The organism is Halomonas campaniensis, from assembly GCF_002211105.1.
Lineage (GTDB): Bacteria > Pseudomonadota > Gammaproteobacteria > Pseudomonadales > Halomonadaceae > Vreelandella > Vreelandella campaniensis_A.
In genome coordinates this window covers 80,588-96,391 of the sequence record NZ_JPUA01000032.1, presented here as the reverse complement: position 1 = coordinate 96,391, position 15,804 = coordinate 80,588, and the positions used below count along the sequence as shown (strand labels likewise).

The window sequence follows — 15,804 nt, the reverse complement described above, 5'->3', positions numbered from 1 at the left end:
GGCGGGTGGCTGCCGGGGCGATCGCCAAAAAGTATTTGGCCGCCCAAGGCGTACAGGTCCGCGGCTATATGAGCCAGCTAGGCCCAATCAAGATTGAGTTCAAACAGTGGGAAGCGGTGGGCCAAAATGCCTTTTTTTGCCCTGACCCTGAGCGCGTAGCCGAACTGGAAGCCTATATGGATCAGTTGCGCCGCGATCAGGACTCGGTAGGTGCGGAGATCACCGTGATTGCCGAAGGCGTGCCGGTTGGGCTGGGTGAGCCGGTGTTTGACCGCCTGGATGCTGATCTGGCGCATGGTTTGATGAGTATTAATGCGGTAAAAGGTGTTGAGATAGGTGCAGGGTTTGGCTGTGTCGCCCAGCGTGGCAGTGAACACCGTGACGAGATGACGCCCGAAGGCTTTCTCTCCAATCATGCCGGTGGCGTGTTAGGCGGTATCTCCAGCGGCCAGCCCATTGTGGCTCGCTTGGCGCTAAAACCGACGTCCAGTATCACCACGCCAGGGCGCTCTATTGATATCCATGGTCAGGCGGTGGAGGTGATTACCAAAGGGCGTCACGACCCCTGTGTGGGTATTCGCGCAACGCCCATTGCTGAGGCGATGATGGCGATTACGCTGTTGGATCACTGGCTGCGCCAGCGTGGACAAAATGGTGAGGTGAACGTTGATACGCCGCGTTTAACGCAGCGCTAACGCAATACGGTGAGGTTTGCAGTTCGCTGCTACACTCAAATAAAACAAATGCATGAGAATCAGTCATGAAAAGCCGTGCAGGAGCCGCCTATGAAGATTAACGTTGAGTTTGATCTTACTCCCGATGAATTTCGCCAATCGCTGGGACTGCCGGATGTCGAAGCTTTCCAGAAAAACCTGCTGGAAAATATTCAACGGCAGATGGAATCTGGCGTCGAGGGCTATGACCCCATGAGTCTGATGCGGCCTTTTCTGCAGCAGCCGATGATGCAGCAAGGTCTCTCTCAGGGGCTCTCTGAAGGACTGTCTCAAGGGCTAGCCAACTTTGGCACTTATCAGCAAATGATGCTTGATATGTTGCGCCAAGCAGGCAGCGCAAACACTAATGCCAGTGCGTCTTCGGCAAAGGGCAGCGAGGCGGAGCAGCACGGTAACACCAGCGCAAAAAGTAGTGCGGCGAGTGCCAAGGCGAATAGTGCCAATAAAAATGCCAGTAGTAGCAGTGGTGGTAAGACCAAGTCGACAGCGTCGTCACGCTCCCGTTCAGGCTCAAGCACTCGTGGTGCATCCAAGCGCAGTGATTGATAAAGAATGATTCATAAATCAGTAACGCTAGATGAGCAAAAATAGATTGCTAACGTCCACAGAAGAGAGGCAATGCGGAGCGTTTTTGCATCGCTGGTTAGCACAGTGCTACTAAAGCCGTGTAGTGATACCAGCATGGCTAAAAACAGTGGTGCTGTTGCAATGCAACATACCAAGGACTACTCTTTTTGCAGTGCAGCAAAGCAGGTGAAGCAAGATCAAGATAGAGCCACATAAAGATAAAGCTACATCACGATGAGTCACTCCAAGGCTCATGCCAAGGAACTAAACAGGAGCAGACACTATGCAAGACAATATGATGGACGCCTTCAACGCCCAAACTAAGCAAATGTTTGAGCCCATGCGTAAAATTAATTCGCTGATGCTCAACAACATGGAAAAAATGACCCAGTATCAGCTGGAAGCCATGAAGCGCTACAGCCAGATGGGTACCGAGCGCATTCGTAGCGCTACCGAGATTCAAGATGCAGAGAGTCTGCGCGATTTCGGCACCAAGCAAGCTGAAATGATGAACGAGCTGTCCCAGCAGATGCAGGAAGACGCACGCGTAATGAGCGAGATGAGCCTGCAGTTTAAGTCTGAAATGGAAAAGATGTTCAGCGAGGCTGGCCAGCAAATGTCCGAGCAAGCCAAGGCAGCTACTAAAAGCGAGCAGCCTGCCAAAGCCTCTAGTCAGTCCTCGCGTAAGAGCTGATTAGTGACATCATCGCGGCGCCCAAGGGCGCCGCGATGCATTTATAAGCTTAAATTTATATATGCTTACATAGCCAAAGCGGTCGGCGCGCCTGAAGATAGGCGTAGGGAGAATAAGTATGCAGTCAGCGTGGCACAATCCGTTCCAGGCAATATCGCAAGGGCTCTCTGAAAGTCTGTCTCATGGGCTAGGCGAAGGATTTACACAAGGGCTTTCTCAAGGAGTGCCTGAAGGGTTATCTCCAGCAGAGATTGAAGCCTGGAATAATCAGCTTAAAGAGATTAGCGAACAGTACCAAGGATTGATGCAGGATCTGCTTTCCCGTATTGCACCCAGTGAAGCCGCCGATTCAATTTACAGTGATATGCGCGAAAGCTTTGAAGCGGGCGCGCAGTCGCTAATGCAGAACCCTACCCTGTTGTGGGAAACCCAGAGCCGATTGCTACAAGACCAGTGGCTGTTGTGGCAGCAAGCCGTCCGCGGCATGGCGGGAGAGCAAGTCACACCACTGATTACCCCGGCCAAAAGTGACCGCCGCTTCAAAGATGAAGCCTGGACCCAAGACCCGCACTACATGGCCATTATGCAGCAGTACTTACTGTTTTCGCAGATGGTGGAAGAGCTGGTTGAGAACTTAAGTGGATTGGATGAAACCCAGAAGCGTAACTTGATGTTTTATGCGCGTCAGTTGGTCAATGCGATGTCGCCAACTAACTTTATTACCACTAATCCAGAGGTCATGCGTCGTACTATTGAGACCCGTGGTCAAAACCTTGTGGATGGCTTGGCTCGCCTACGTGAAGATTTAGGTAACTCTGGTGAAGGCATCAATGTCCGCATGACTGATCGCGCTGCCTTTGGCGTAGGCGAAAACATCGCCGTAACGCCCGGTTCGGTAGTGTATGAAAACGAATTGATCCAGTTGATCCAGTACACCCCAACCACGGAAAAGACCTTTAAAACGCCATTGCTAATGGTGCCGCCGTGGATCAATAAGTACTACATCCTTGACCTGCGTGAAGATAACTCCATGGTGAAGTGGCTGGTGGATCAGGGGCATACGGTGTTTCTGATCTCCTGGCGTAACCCTGGCCCGGAACAGCGCGATATCACCTGGGCCGACTATATGCAGATGGGGCCGATTAGCGCGATAGAAGCCATTGAGCAGGCCTGCGGCGAGAAGTCGGTTAACCTACTCAGCTATTGCGTTGGAGGCACGTTAACGGCTTCTACCGTGGCATACCTCACCAGCACTCGGCGAGGGCGCAAAGTAAAGTCGGTGACCTATATGGCCACGCTGCAGGACTTCCGTGATCCTGGCGACATCGGCGTGTTTCTAAATGATCGGGTCGTTGCAGGAATCGAAAAAACGCTAGAGGTGAAGGGCTATCTTGATGGGCGCTCAATGGCCTATACGTTCAACTTGCTGCGTGAGAATGATCTGTTTTGGTCGTTTTACATTAATAACTACTTGAAGGGAGAGACGCCCGCCGCCTTTGATCTGCTCTACTGGAACACTGATGGCACTAACTTACCTGCTGGGACGCATGCATGGTACCTACGCCATATGTATCTGGAAAACCGTCTGGTTGAGCCCGGAGGCATTGAGCTGGATGGCGTGAAAATTGATCTGCGTAAGGTCTCGGCGCCCAGCTACTTTGTGTCCACCAAAGAAGACCATATTGCCAAGTGGAACAGTACTTACTACGGGGCCTTGCTTCCCAAGGGGCCGGTTACTTTTGTGTTAGGTGGCTCGGGGCATATCGCAGGTATCGTCAATCCGCCCCATAAAAACAAGTATGGCTACTGGACTAACGACGCGTTACCGGCAACCCACGAAGAGTGGCTGGCAAGCGCTACGGCACAAGAAGGCTCCTGGTGGCCCCATTGGCAAGCGTGGATGACCGACAATGGCTATGCCGATAGCGAAAAAATGGTGCCTGTGCGTCAACCCGGTGACGGTGAGCTCAAGGTAATTGAACCTGCCCCAGGGCGGTATGTGAAGATGACAATTCCTGAGGTGTTGGGGGAAATCCCGTCTTCGTCGTAATTGGCTCAGGCGAATAGCCTAAGGTTTCGCGAGCTGAAGCATCCTCCCACTAAAAAGCCCGCTGACATTTTGTCAGCGGGCTTTTCTTCGTCACTGTCAGTTTCGAATGAGATAGTCGAAAGCACCCAGCGATGCCTTGGCGCCTTCGCCCATGGCAATAATGATCTGCTTGTAGGGCACGGTAGTTACATCGCCCGCGGCAAACACTCCTGGCACAGAGGTCATTCCATGAGCATCAACGATAATTTCTCCGCGGGGCGTCATCTCTATCGGTGAGCCTTTTAACCACTCGGTGTTAGGCACCAAGCCAATCTGAACAAAGATACCTTCCAGCGCGATGGATTTGCTCTCATCAGACGTGCGGTCTTTATAGTTCAAACCGTTAACGCGGCTGCCATCGCCCGTTACTTCAGTGGTTTGTGCGTTGAGAATGATATCGACGTTAGACAGGCTCTTAAGCTTTTTCTGCAGTACTGCGTCGGCGCGCATCTCGCTCATAAACTCTATGAGCGTCACATGGCCGACAATACCCGCCAGATCAATCGCTGCTTCAACGCCAGAGTTACCACCGCCAATGACTGCTACACGCTTACCTTTGAACAGCGGGCCATCACAGTGAGGGCAGTAAGCCACCCCTTTGTTGCGGTACTGCTGTTCGCCGGGTACATTCATTTCTCGCCAGCGGGCACCCGTTGCCAGTACCAGGGTTTTGCTCTTAAGCGTCGCACCTGACTCAAAGGTGACTTCGTGCAGTCCACCTTCCGCCTCGGCTGCTTTAAACGCCGTGGCAAGTTGAAGGTTCATGACATCGACTTCGTACTCTTTTACGTGCTCTTCAAGCGCGCTTACCAGCTTGGGGCCTTCGGTATGGGAAACAGAGATAAAGTTTTCGATCCCCATGGTATCAGCCACCTGCCCACCGAAGCGCTCAGCGGCAACGCCGGTATTAATGCCCTTACGCGCTGAGTAAATGGCGGCCGCAGCGCCTGCCGGGCCACCACCAATGACGAGGGTGTCGAAAGCGGCTTTTTCGCTCAGCTTTTTAGCGTCGCGTTCGGCAGCACCGGTATCTACCTTGGCCAGAATCTGTTCAAGGGTCATGCGGCCCTGATCGAACGGTTTACCGTTTAGATAGATGCTCGGTACCGACATGATTTCCCGCGACTCAACTTCGTCCTGAAACAGTGCCCCGTCAATAGCGACGTGACGCACGTTCGGGTTGAAAATAGCCATCAGGTTAAGCGCTTGAACCACGTCAGGGCAGTTCTGGCACGAGAGCGAGTAGTACGTCTCGAAAAGCATCTCGCCATCGAGGGCTCTGATTTGGTCGAGTAGCTCATCAGAGGTTTTGGGCGGATGGCCGCCGACTTGCAGCAGCGCCAACACCAGTGATGTGAACTCGTGGCCCATGGGGATGCCAGCAAACACCACGCCCGTCTCTTCACCCGGGCGGTTGATGGCAAACGAAGGTGTGCGTGCGTCCTGGCCGTCGCTGTATAGAGTAATCTTGTCGCTCAGGCTGCTGATTTCCTCGAGCAGGCCAAGCAGTTCTTGCGACTTGGCACCGTCATCGAGGGAGGCAACGATCTCGAACGGCTGAGTCACTTTTTCCAGATACGCTTTCAACTGGGATTTTAAATTGGCGTCCAGCATGACAGTAGCTTCCTCGCAAATAACAGACGTATTGAATACACGCGTGTGACGGTGCTAATCACTCATATTTTAAAAAGGGTTTAAAACAGAACGCCCGGGCGAAACCCGGGCGTTGAATCTGCACGCACTCGCTGCGTAACTAGCAGCAAGCGCGTGACATCTGTAGGCAGTTTAGATTTTGCCTACCAGATCCAGTGAAGGCGCGAGTGTTTCTTCGCCTTCTTTCCATTTAGCCGGGCATACTTCGTTCGGGTTGGCACGAACGTATTGAGCGGCTTTTACTTTACGCAGTAGCTCTTCGGCATTACGGCCAATGTTGCCAGCGTTGATTTCAACAATCTGGATTTTGCCATCGGGGTCGACAACAAAGGTGCCGCGCTCTGCAAGGCCTGCTTCTTCAATCAATACTTCGAAGTTACGAGAAATCTGTAGCGTCGGATCAGCAATCATCGGGTACTGCAGTTTACCGATGGTCTCAGAGCTGTCGTGCCACGCTTTGTGAGTAAAGTGGGTGTCGGTTGAAACGCTGTAGATTTCAACACCCAGCTTCTTGAATTCAGCGTAGTTATCAGCCAGATCGCCCAGCTCAGTGGGGCAAACAAAAGTAAAGTCGGCTGGGTAGAAGAAGAAAATAGACCACTGGCCTTGCAGATCCGCTTCAGTCACATCGATGAATTCGCCATTCAGGTAAGCAGTTGCTTTAAATGGCTTTACTTCAGTGTTGATCAAGGACATTCAGTTAGTCTCCAGTTGTCATGAGTGTAAGGCTTATAAAGTAGTGCTAATGCTAACGGCTCGCGACTAATGTCTAAAATTAAAAATAGCCATCCAACCAATAGCATTGGCCTATTAGCGAATCATAGGTCGCTGTTTTACTAGACCCTTAATGGGGCCATTTGAGAAAAATACAAGAATTTTTCACATTGGCTTGCGGTAGGCGTCACTGCACCGCAAAATTCGCACGGTCAGTATTATGGCCTACGCTATGGTTAGCCGCTAAGGGCTTTTGCCGGCAGCAGCAGGGCGCACTTGGTAACAACACTTGGCAAGACATTTGGCTGAATTGTTAAATGATTAGTTGGGACAACAGGAGCAGTGATAATGGGGAACATCCACAAACTTTCCGCGGCCGTTGCGGCTATCTCATTCGCCGCAGCGGCTAGCGCTGCCCACGCCGAAGAGGTGCGGGTGTTTAACTGGTCAGACTACATTGCCCCGGAAACGCTGGAAAAATTTACCGAGCGTACCGGCATTGAAGTGACCTATGACGTTTATGACAGCAATGAAATCTTGGATGCCGCACTGCTCGCCGGGCGCTCCGGCTATGATGTGGTAGTACCCTCTACCTACTACTTTACCCGCCAAGTGAAAGCCGGTGTTTTCCAGCCGCTTGACCATGAGTTACTGCCCAATTTAGACAACCTTAATCCCGAACTGATGGCCAACCTGGAAACCATCGACGCCGGTAGCGAATACTCGGTTCCTTATATGTGGGGTACCAATGGGATCGGCTATAATATTGATCGCGTTAAAGAAATTTTGGGAGACGACGCGCCGGTAGATAGTTGGGCGCTGCTTTTTGATCCGGAAATAACCGCGGCATTGAGCGAGGCTGGTTGTGGCTTGTCGATGCTGGATTCCGCCGATGAGATGCTCTCACCCGCCATGGCTTACTTGGGGTTAGATCCACTGAGTGAGAATATCGACGATCTGGAAGCCGCCGGTGAACTGATCGCCGAAGTGCGCGACGACATGACCTACTTCCACTCTTCGCGCTATGTGTCCGATTTGGCCAATGGTGATATCTGCGTGGCCGCAGGGTACTCGGGTGATGTTTTCCAGGCTGCCGAGCGTGCTGAAGAAGCAGGGCGCGATTTCAGTATTGGTTATACTATTCCTAAAGAAGGCGCCGCGCTCTGGTTCGACATGATGGCAGTACCCGCTGATGCGCCGAACAGTGAAAACGCTCACGCTTTTATCAACTTTATCCTCGACCCTGAAATCGCCGCTGAAATTACCGAGTACGTGCGTTATGCCAATCCTAACGCGGCGGCCGATGAATACCTCTCTGAAGAGATCATCAATGACCCGGCTATTTATCCGGAAACCGAGGTCATGCAAAACCTATACGTCCAGGCCGAAAAGCCTCAAGATGTGCTGCGTGCCCGTACGCGCATTTGGAACCGCGTAAAGTCTGGTCGTTAAACCGATATTTATCCGACGGCGAGCCTGGGGTTAATGCTCTATGGCTCGCTGCTCATCTTTTTTAATGCCCGGATTACCGGGCCTTTTGATGGGAGTGGCGAATGGTCACTACGCCCCTGTCGAACGAGCCTTCATCTGCTTCACCCACCACCCCTTCAACGTCGCGGCCCCAGGGCAAAACCCCGCGGTTTGCTGAGGATGTGGTGCTGGAAGTTAAACGCTTAAGTAAGCGGTTTGATGATGCGCTGGCGGTGGATGATGTCAATTTGCAGGTTAAGCGCGGAGAAATTTTCGCGCTATTAGGTGGTTCAGGGTCGGGTAAATCAACGCTGCTGCGGATGCTGGCGGGCTTTGAAACTCCAACAGAAGGGCGCATTCTATTAGACGGTGACAATATTACCGCGATGCCCCCCCACAAGCGGCCTATCAATATGATGTTCCAGTCTTATGCGCTATTTCCGCATATGACAGTGGCGCAGAATATTGCCTTTGGCTTAAAGCAGGACAAACTGCCCAAAGCAGATATCGACGCTCGCGTCGCACAAATGTTGAAACTGGTGCATATGGAGCGCTTTGCCAAACGCAAACCGCATCAACTCTCTGGCGGCCAACGCCAGCGGGTTGCACTGGCGCGTTCGTTGGCCAAGCGGCCCAAGCTGTTACTGTTAGACGAGCCTATGGGTGCACTGGATAAAAAGCTGCGCACGGAAATGCAGCTAGAAGTGGTGGAGATCATCGAACAGGTCGGCGTGACCTGCATTATGGTCACCCACGATCAGGAAGAGGCCATGACCATGGCCGACCGTGTGGCGATTATGGCCGATGGCTGGATCGAACAGATAGGCTCGCCTATCGATATTTATGAAAGCCCGGTGAGCCGCATGGTGGCGGAGTTCGTCGGCACGGTGAATCTGTTTGAAGGCGAGATTATCGAAGACGCTGCCGACCACTGCCGCATCGTTGCCCCCGCACTCGAGCGCCCCATCTATATTGACCACGGTATTACCACCCAGGCGGTAGATCGGCGGGTTTGGGTCGCGCTGCGCCCTGAGAAGATTTGGCTTACCCGTGAAAAGCCCACTACGGAGTACAACTGGGCGGCTGGAAAGGTGGATGATATTGCCTATTTAGGCGGTTTCTCGCTGTACTATGTGCGCACCCAGTCGGGCCAAATCATTAAAGTCAGTATGGCCAATACAGAGCGTCGCGGTGATCGTCCTACCTGGGAAGACAGTGTGTATGTCTACTGGGAAGACCACAGCACCATTGTTTTGAACCGGTGATGCATGGCTTTTTTACCGCGGGGAGACTACTCTAAATGATGCTATCTCGTGTGTCAGCGATGCTCAAACGCTGGCAATTAGGGCGTCGTGCCGTGATTGCGTTTCCACTTTTGTGGCTGACGCTGTTTTTTTTACTGCCCTTTGCGCTGGTACTCAAAATCAGCCTCTCCGAGGGGGCGATTGCGATTCCGCCCTATGGCCCGCTGCTTGAGTACGCTGATCAGACGCTGCATATATTTCTGAATCTGGGTAATTACCTCTTCCTGCTCTCAGACTCGTTGTACATCGCCGCCTATTGGGGCTCGGTGAAAACGGCGTTTACCGCCACGCTGGCCTGTTTGCTGCTGGGTTATCCGATGGCGTACGCCATGGCCCGCGCCCCAGCCCGTTGGCAGTTGCTGTTACTGCTGCTGGTCATGCTGCCGTCATGGACGTCGTTTTTGATCCGTGTCTATGCCTGGATGGGCATTCTAAGCAACAGTGGGTTAATTAATAACCTGTTAATAGGGATTGGCCTGATTGATTCACCGCTGCGTATGATGAATACCCAGTTCTCGGTCACCATCGGTATTGTTTACGCTTACTTGCCGTTCATGGTGTTGCCGCTCTATGCCCACTTAACACGCATGGATAATTCGCTGTTAGAGGCCGCCTCAGATCTTGGCTCACGCAAATTCAATACCTTTATCAAAGTCACTTTGCCGCTCTCAATGGGTGGTATTGTGGCCGGTTCGATGCTGGTCTTTATTCCGGCGGTAGGGGAGTTTGTGATTCCTGAGCTGCTTGGCGGCCCTGATACATTAATGATCGGCAAAGTGCTATGGGAGGAGTTCTTCCTCAACCGTGACTGGCCCGTGGCATCAGCACTGGCCATGGTCATGCTTCTGCTGCTACTGGTGCCGATAGTCTGGTTTCATCGCTACCAGTCCAAGGAGCTTGAATAATGAGCATGCGACGGCCTAGCTTCTCAATGGTCATGCTGGTGCTTGGCCTGTTGTTCCTTTATCTGCCAATGTTTGTACTGGTAGTGTATTCGTTCAACGCCTCGAAACTGGTTACGGTGTGGGCAGGGTTTTCCACCCAGTGGTACGGCGAACTGTTTCGCGATCAGCAGATTTTGTCGGCGGTATGGACGAGCCTTCGTATCGCGTTTTTTGCTGCTAGCATGGCGGTTTGCCTGGGCACAGTAGCCGCTTTTGTAATGACGCGCTATGGCCACTTCCGTGGTAAAACGGCACTGTCGAGTATGGTCACGGCGCCGCTGGTAATGCCGGAAGTTATCACGGGCCTTTCGCTGCTGCTGCTATTTGTGCAAATGGCGCAAATTACCGGCTGGCCAGCCGACCGGGGCATGGCAACCATCTGGATTGCTCACACCACCTTTTGCAGTGCCTATGTGGCGGTTGTGGTGGCTGCACGCCTGCGGGAAGTGGATCACTCGATCGAAGAGGCGGCCATGGATTTGGGATCGCCTCCAGTGAAAACCTTCTTTTCTATCACACTGCCGATCATTACCCCCGCACTGGCTGCAGGCTGGCTGCTAGCGTTTACCCTATCCTTGGATGACCTGGTGATTGCCAGCTTTGTTTCTGGGCCAGGGGCCAACACGCTGCCGATGGTGGTGTTTTCATCGGTGCGTATGGGGGTGTCGCCGAAGATCAATGCGCTTGCTACATTGATCATTTTAACGGTGTCGCTGGCGACACTGTTGGCGTGGTTTTTTATGCGGCGTAATGAGACCAGGCGGAAGGCTGCTCTAAGAGACGTTTAGATCACGCTATAGAACATCGTCGTCGCGCCCGGCGACGACGCTTTCGAGTTCTCCGCTCATCGGTGAGACGATGATTTGTAGCTGGATGGGCGCACAGCATTGATGGCAATCCTCCCAGGTGTCATGACTGCCCTGGGAAGTATCAATGAGAAAGGTCAGCGGCGAATCGCAGTAGGGGCAGTGGAAGTCATAATTGACCAGGGCGTCGTCTTGCATTGTTGGCTACCTTGTATAGCGGATGCGCTAAATCAGTTTCTTACCCAATGAGTGTAGCAGTGTGGTCGTCGGGTAGGGCATCAATGGATTGAATCAGGTAGGATATCTCAGGATTTAAGTTCCCAAAGCAACGCAGCGAGAGTAGCGATGATGTTACGTAACATGGCAGTAGCGGCCCTAGTGGCCTTTCCGATGGTCGCGTTGGCTGAAACCCCCAATGTCACCGCTGGTGAGTGGGAGTTTGTGAGCAAAACCAGCATCAGCGGCGAAATGGAAATTCCGGATCAAACGGAAACCGAACGCCAGTGTATTAGCCAGGAAGAGCTCGAAGGGGCCGAATTTGGCTTCATTGAGGAAGAAGAAGGCTGCGAGCTGCTCGACCAGGATCTGAACGCTGACGGTCTAAGCTACAGCATGGTGTGTCGCGCTGAGGGTGGCGAAGCCACCATCGATGGCGAAATGCGCTTTATGGGCGAGCGTATCGAAGGCAGCGTCGATATCCTTACCCAGTCCCCCATGGGTGAGCTGAGCATGAATACCGTGATTGAAGGCGAGTATCTTGGCGAGTGTGAGTGATCGTTTTCTGCCGTTAATAACTCGTTAGTTAATAACCAGCAGTAGCTCTCTAAAAGGGCGCACCTTCACTAGGGCGCCCTTTTAGTTTGCCTTCTTTATATGTCGGAGGTTCCCCTTGGGGCGTTAGCTATTTCCTCCTCCAGCTGTCGCTTCACTGCCCCGGGCGAACCGGTGTGGCGCGCCAGCAAGTCGTAGGCTACAGGCACGACAAACAGCGTAAACAGCGTTGCCGAGCCGACCCCCGCCATAATCACGGTGCCGATAACCAGGCGCGACTCAGCCCCCGGCCCGGTCGAGACAATCAGCGGTATGGCGCCGGCCATGGTGGTCACAGCGGTCATTAAGATAGGTCTTAAACGCGTCACGGAGGCTTCAATCAACGCCGCACGAAAGGCTTTACCCTCGTCGCGCAGCTGGTTGGCAAACTCGACAATCAAAATGCCGTTTTTCGCCGCCAGCCCAATCAACAGCACCAAGCCAACTTGGCTGTAGATATTAAGCGACTGACCGCTTAGCAGCAGGGCGAGGAGCGCGCCGCTCATTGCGAGTGGCACCGTGAGCATAATCACAAAGGGGTGAATCAGGCTCTCGAACTGCGCTGCCAGCACCAAGAAGACCACTAATGCGCCCAGTATCAGCAGGAACGCGGTGGCGCCGCTGGCCTCTTGGAAATCCCGCGAGGCGCCTGCCACATTGGTTTGCACCTCTTCGGGCAGTAACTCCGCAGCACTCTGCTCTAAATAGGCCAGTGCTTCGCCAAGGGGGTAGCCATCGGCGAGATTGGCTTCAATGGTAATCGCCCGTATACGGTCAAAGCGGTTCAGGGTGCTGGCGCCAGCAAAGTCGGAGAGGGTGACGAGACTCGCCAGGGGGATCAGCTCCCCCGTGCGTGCAGAGCGCACCTGTATGTTATCCAGCGCTCTCGGGCTGTTCTGACTGCCCCGGTCGCCTTCCAAAATCACATCGTACTCTTCACCGTTATCCACATAGCGAGTGACGTTACGGCCACCTAACAGCACTTCAAGCGTTCTACCTATCTCGGTGACGGTAACGCCCAGCGAAGCGGCACGCTCGTAGTCAATGTCTACTCTTAGCTGCGGCTGGGTTTCGTTGTAATTGCTCTCCAGTGCCATCAAGCGCGGGTTGTTTTCACGCACATGATCAATCAGCGTATCGCGCCAGCGGGCAAGCTCTTCGTAAGTCCCACCACCCAGCACAAACTGCACCGGCTTTTGGGTACGCTGCCCAAACCCCTGGCGCATTACCGGGAAGGCTTGTACTCCCGGCAACGTACGCAACTTTTCGCGTACTTCGCCCATGATCTCCCAGGCACTGCGTCGACTGCCCCAGTCGGCCATATTGACGATAATAAAGCCGCTATTGAAGTTCTCGATGTTGCCGTAGCCACGAGGGGCGCGAACGACGACGCGCTCCAGCTCACCGCTCTCTACCAGTGGTGTCATCCGCGCTTCGATCTCATCCATATAGTCCATCATGTAGTCGAAGGTGGCGCCTTCAGGGCCATTCACCAATACGATAAAATTGCCGCGATCCTCTTGAGGCGTGTATTCGTTGGGCAGTACCGTGGCCAGCCAAGCGGTGGCACCTATCAGTAATACAAACGCCGCGACCACCAGCCAGCGCATTTTGAGCATCCACTCTAACGTGGCCTGATAGCGGCGTTGAGTGCCGCTGAGAAGCCACTGCACGGCTTTGCCAATCCGGCTGTCGTGCATGCCCGGTTTAAGAATTTTAGACGCCATCATCGGCGTAAGCGTTAGTGCCAACAGGGTCGAGACCACAACCGCCGCGGCCATGGTCAGCGCGAACTCGGAAAATAGTCGGCCAATATCGCCTTGCAACATGCTGAGCGGCAAGAAAACCGCCACCAACACCAGAGTGGTGGCGATAACGGCAAAAGCGATTTGCCGGGTACCGCGAAAGGCGGCGACTAGCGGTGTCTCGCCGTAGTCGTGCATACGCCGGTTTATATTTTCCAGCACGACGATGGCATCATCGACAATCAGGCCGATCGCCAGCACCAGCGCCAGCAGCGTTAGCAGGTTGATTGAGAAATTCATCGCCGCCAGCGCGGTAAAAGCCCCAATAACGGCAATCGGAACGGTCACCGCAGGTACCAAAGTGGTGCGCAAATTACCCAAAAACATAAAGATCACCACCACCACCAAGCCCATGGCAATGAATAGTGTCATAACGACCTGCTCAATTGCCCCGGAGACAAACAGTGAAGCGTCGTAGTTCAGGCTTAGCGACATGCCTTCGGGCAGCGTACCTTGCAGGCGCTCAAGTTCAATCTGTACGGCCTCGGATAGCTCGATCACATTGGCCGTCGACTGCATGATCATCCCCAGGCCCACCATGGGGATGCCATTGGAGCGGAATACCGAGCGATCCTCCACCGCGCCGACTTCGACTCTTGCTACGTCAGCAAGGCGCACAAGATAGCCGTTTTCCTCCTGGTTTTGAGGAGAGCTGAGGGCGAGGCGCTGAAAATCTTCGGCGCTGGCAAAACTGCGGGGTAGGCGGACAATAAACTGACGATCTTCGGATTCAAGCGAGCCTGCTGGTAGTTCGACGTTCTCTGCCCGCAGGGCATCTTCGATATCGCTTACGGTGAGTCCCCGTGCGGCCAAGGCATTGCGATCCAGCCATACGCGCATGGCGTAGTCGCTGCCGCCGCCGACACGCACCCGTGCTACCCCTGGCTGAACGGAAAGGCTGTCGACCAGAAAGCGGTTAGCGTAGTCGGTCAGCTCGGTGATCGAGTAGTCCTCGCCGGAAAGGCTTAACCACACCACTATCTCTTCGCTGCTATCGGCTTTGGTCACCTCAGGGGTGTCAGCATCGTCGGGCAGGTTGCGCAGTGCGCCGGAGATACGGTCGCGAATGTCATTGGCGGCGGCATTAATATCCATATCGATGCCAAATTCGATTTCGATCTGAGAGCGACCATCCTCGCTTTGCGAGGTAATCAGCTCAATGCCTTCAACGCCAGCAATGCGGTCTTCTAATACCTGGGTAATCCGTGTTTCGACGACGCTTGCCGAGGCACCGGGGTAGCGGGTATCGATAGTGACCACTGGCGGGTCGATGGTGGGGTACTCTTGCAGCGGCAGACGATTGAGCGCCAGCAGGCCAAAGGCAATAATCAGCGCCGCGATCACCATCGCCAATACCGGTCGCTGTACAGAGATATCCGATAAACGCATTAGCGGTCGGCCTCCAGCAGCGCTCGTATACCGGTCTCGTCATCGGCGATCCCAATTAACCTGGCTTCCTGCCCATCACGGGCTAGCTGTAGGCCATGAAAGACAATTAAATCGTTGGCGGCGAGTCCCTCAAGAATTTCCACCTCGCCATTGCGCCGCTCGCCAATCGCTACTTCGCGACGTGCCAAGCGTGTGCTGCCTTCACTCTGTTCAATTAACATCACAAAGTGACGGTCACCGCTAGGCTCTATGGCCGCCTCAGGGATAACCACCGTATCGCGTACGCGCTGTTGAACGATCACTTCCATCAGCATGCCAGGGCGCAGGCGGCCATCGGTATTCTCGAGATCAGCGCGGACGCTTATGCTGCGCGTGACTGGATCCACCCGTGTGCCGATGGTGGCAATTTCACCGCTAAAGAGGGCGTCAGGGTAAGCGGCAGTCGTGGCATTGAGCATCAAGCCTGGCGAGAGGCGGTCAAGAAATACTTCGGGAACGCTGAAATCGAGCTGCATAACATCCAACTTATCGAGCGTCACCAGATCCATGCCTGGGGTGACCAGGGCGCCAACACTGATATTGCGAAAGCCGACACGGCCTCTAAAGGGGGCTTTTATCTGGTAATTGGCCAACTCCGCTTCAATCGCTTGTATTTCGGCATCTGCCTGACGCAGTCGTGATTGGCTATCTTCTACATCGGCCCGGGCCGCCAGGTTGCGTTCTTGCAGCTGGGAAGCGCGATTTGATGCATTACGCCGCTCTTCGCGAAGCGCCTGGGACGCCCTCAACTGCGCTTGCTCTTCGGCATCCTCCAGACGAATAAGC

14 protein-coding genes are annotated in these 15,804 nt (G+C 53.8%); 9 read left to right on the top strand and 5 right to left on the bottom strand.

Annotated features, from left to right (window positions below; genetic code table 11):
• The 4 genes from aroC to phaC all read left to right on the top strand — a co-directional run.
• The coding region (gene aroC / locus JI62_RS12135; protein WP_088700415.1) for a chorismate synthase at window positions 1–695 on the top strand (695 nt) is incomplete at its 5' end.
• Window positions 696–785: 90 nt separating this feature from the next.
• Window positions 786–1,280 carry a hypothetical protein gene (locus JI62_RS12130; RefSeq protein ID WP_088700414.1) on the top strand — a complete coding sequence of 165 codons (495 nt, stop codon included), beginning with the start codon at window positions 786–788 and terminating at the stop codon, window positions 1,278–1,280.
• Between the two features lie 304 nt (window positions 1,281–1,584).
• Entirely contained in the window at window positions 1,585–1,995 is a 411-nt protein-coding gene (locus tag JI62_RS12125) for a phasin family protein (RefSeq protein WP_007113285.1), read from the top strand.
• A gap of 118 nt (window positions 1,996–2,113) precedes the next feature.
• Window positions 2,114–4,045, top strand: coding sequence for a class I poly(R)-hydroxyalkanoic acid synthase (phaC, locus tag JI62_RS12120; RefSeq protein ID WP_088700413.1), 1,932 nt, complete (start codon window positions 2,114–2,116; stop codon window positions 4,043–4,045).
• A 96-nt stretch (window positions 4,046–4,141) separates the two neighbouring features.
• Here the strand turns inward: phaC and ahpF are convergent, their stop codons facing one another.
• Both ahpF and ahpC read right to left on the bottom strand, forming a co-directional pair.
• Window positions 4,142–5,698: an alkyl hydroperoxide reductase subunit F gene (gene ahpF / locus JI62_RS12115; protein WP_088700412.1), complete on the bottom strand. Its 1,557-nt coding sequence runs from the start codon at window positions 5,696–5,698 to the stop codon at window positions 4,142–4,144.
• A gap of 171 nt (window positions 5,699–5,869) precedes the next feature.
• Window positions 5,870–6,433 carry an alkyl hydroperoxide reductase subunit C gene (ahpC, locus tag JI62_RS12110; protein ID WP_088700411.1) on the bottom strand — a complete coding sequence of 188 codons (564 nt, stop codon included), beginning with the start codon at window positions 6,431–6,433 and terminating at the stop codon, window positions 5,870–5,872.
• A gap of 366 nt (window positions 6,434–6,799) precedes the next feature.
• Between ahpC and JI62_RS12105 the strand changes: the two genes are divergently transcribed.
• The 4 genes from JI62_RS12105 (at window position 6,800) to JI62_RS12090 (ending at window position 10,957) form a co-directional block, all read left to right on the top strand.
• Window positions 6,800–7,903 carry a polyamine ABC transporter substrate-binding protein gene (locus JI62_RS12105; protein WP_088700410.1) on the top strand — a complete coding sequence of 368 codons (1,104 nt, stop codon included), beginning with the start codon at window positions 6,800–6,802 and terminating at the stop codon, window positions 7,901–7,903.
• A 101-nt stretch (window positions 7,904–8,004) separates the two neighbouring features.
• A complete protein-coding gene (locus JI62_RS12100) occupies window positions 8,005–9,186 on the top strand; it encodes an ABC transporter ATP-binding protein (protein ID WP_088700409.1) in 1,182 nt (393 codons plus the stop codon).
• A gap of 35 nt (window positions 9,187–9,221) precedes the next feature.
• Window positions 9,222–10,130 (top strand): ABC transporter permease subunit, encoded by a 909-nt coding sequence (locus JI62_RS12095; RefSeq protein ID WP_088700408.1) that lies wholly within the window; start codon window positions 9,222–9,224, stop codon window positions 10,128–10,130.
• On the top strand, window positions 10,130–10,957 hold the full coding sequence (locus tag JI62_RS12090) for an ABC transporter permease subunit (protein WP_088700407.1): 828 nt from the start codon (window positions 10,130–10,132) through the stop codon (window positions 10,955–10,957). Before JI62_RS12095 ends, JI62_RS12090 begins: the two co-directional genes overlap by 1 nt.
• A gap of 6 nt (window positions 10,958–10,963) precedes the next feature.
• Here JI62_RS12090 and JI62_RS12085 read toward each other — a convergent pair whose 3' ends face one another.
• Complete coding sequence (locus JI62_RS12085; RefSeq protein ID WP_088700406.1) at window positions 10,964–11,173, bottom strand: CPXCG motif-containing cysteine-rich protein; 210 nt, start codon at window positions 11,171–11,173, stop codon at window positions 10,964–10,966.
• A 147-nt stretch (window positions 11,174–11,320) separates the two neighbouring features.
• Between JI62_RS12085 and JI62_RS12080 the strand changes: the two genes are divergently transcribed.
• Complete coding sequence (locus JI62_RS12080) at window positions 11,321–11,749, top strand: DUF3617 domain-containing protein (protein ID WP_088700405.1); 429 nt, start codon at window positions 11,321–11,323, stop codon at window positions 11,747–11,749.
• 95 nt (window positions 11,750–11,844) lie between these two features.
• Here the strand turns inward: JI62_RS12080 and JI62_RS12075 are convergent, their stop codons facing one another.
• Together JI62_RS12075 and JI62_RS12070 are read right to left on the bottom strand one after the other, a co-directional pair.
• A complete protein-coding gene (locus JI62_RS12075) occupies window positions 11,845–14,979 on the bottom strand; it encodes an efflux RND transporter permease subunit (protein WP_088700404.1) in 3,135 nt (1,044 codons plus the stop codon).
• A partial coding sequence (locus JI62_RS12070) for an efflux RND transporter periplasmic adaptor subunit (protein ID WP_240513224.1) occupies window positions 14,979–15,804 on the bottom strand: 826 nt, incomplete at its 5' end. The genes JI62_RS12075 and JI62_RS12070, both read right to left, overlap by 1 nt.

Bases quoted from the DNA above. Each gene is read 5' to 3' on its own strand.
- JI62_RS12130 (WP_088700414.1), top strand. From the start codon at position 786: ATGAAGATTAACGTTGAGTTTGATCTTACTCCCGATGAATTTCGCCAA.
- JI62_RS12125 (WP_007113285.1), top strand. From the start codon at position 1,585: ATGCAAGACAATATGATGGACGCCTTCAACGCCCAAACTAAGCAAATG.
- phaC (WP_088700413.1), top strand. From the start codon at position 2,114: ATGCAGTCAGCGTGGCACAATCCGTTCCAGGCAATATCGCAAGGGCTC.
- ahpF (WP_088700412.1), bottom strand. From the start codon at position 5,698: ATGCTGGACGCCAATTTAAAATCCCAGTTGAAAGCGTATCTGGAAAAA.
- ahpC (WP_088700411.1), bottom strand. From the start codon at position 6,433: ATGTCCTTGATCAACACTGAAGTAAAGCCATTTAAAGCAACTGCTTAC.
- JI62_RS12105 (WP_088700410.1), top strand. From the start codon at position 6,800: ATGGGGAACATCCACAAACTTTCCGCGGCCGTTGCGGCTATCTCATTC.
- JI62_RS12100 (WP_088700409.1), top strand. From the start codon at position 8,005: ATGGTCACTACGCCCCTGTCGAACGAGCCTTCATCTGCTTCACCCACC.
- JI62_RS12095 (WP_088700408.1), top strand. From the start codon at position 9,222: ATGATGCTATCTCGTGTGTCAGCGATGCTCAAACGCTGGCAATTAGGG.
- JI62_RS12090 (WP_088700407.1), top strand. From the start codon at position 10,130: ATGAGCATGCGACGGCCTAGCTTCTCAATGGTCATGCTGGTGCTTGGC.
- JI62_RS12085 (WP_088700406.1), bottom strand. From the start codon at position 11,173: ATGCAAGACGACGCCCTGGTCAATTATGACTTCCACTGCCCCTACTGC.
- JI62_RS12080 (WP_088700405.1), top strand. From the start codon at position 11,321: ATGATGTTACGTAACATGGCAGTAGCGGCCCTAGTGGCCTTTCCGATG.
- JI62_RS12075 (WP_088700404.1), bottom strand. From the start codon at position 14,979: ATGCGTTTATCGGATATCTCTGTACAGCGACCGGTATTGGCGATGGTG.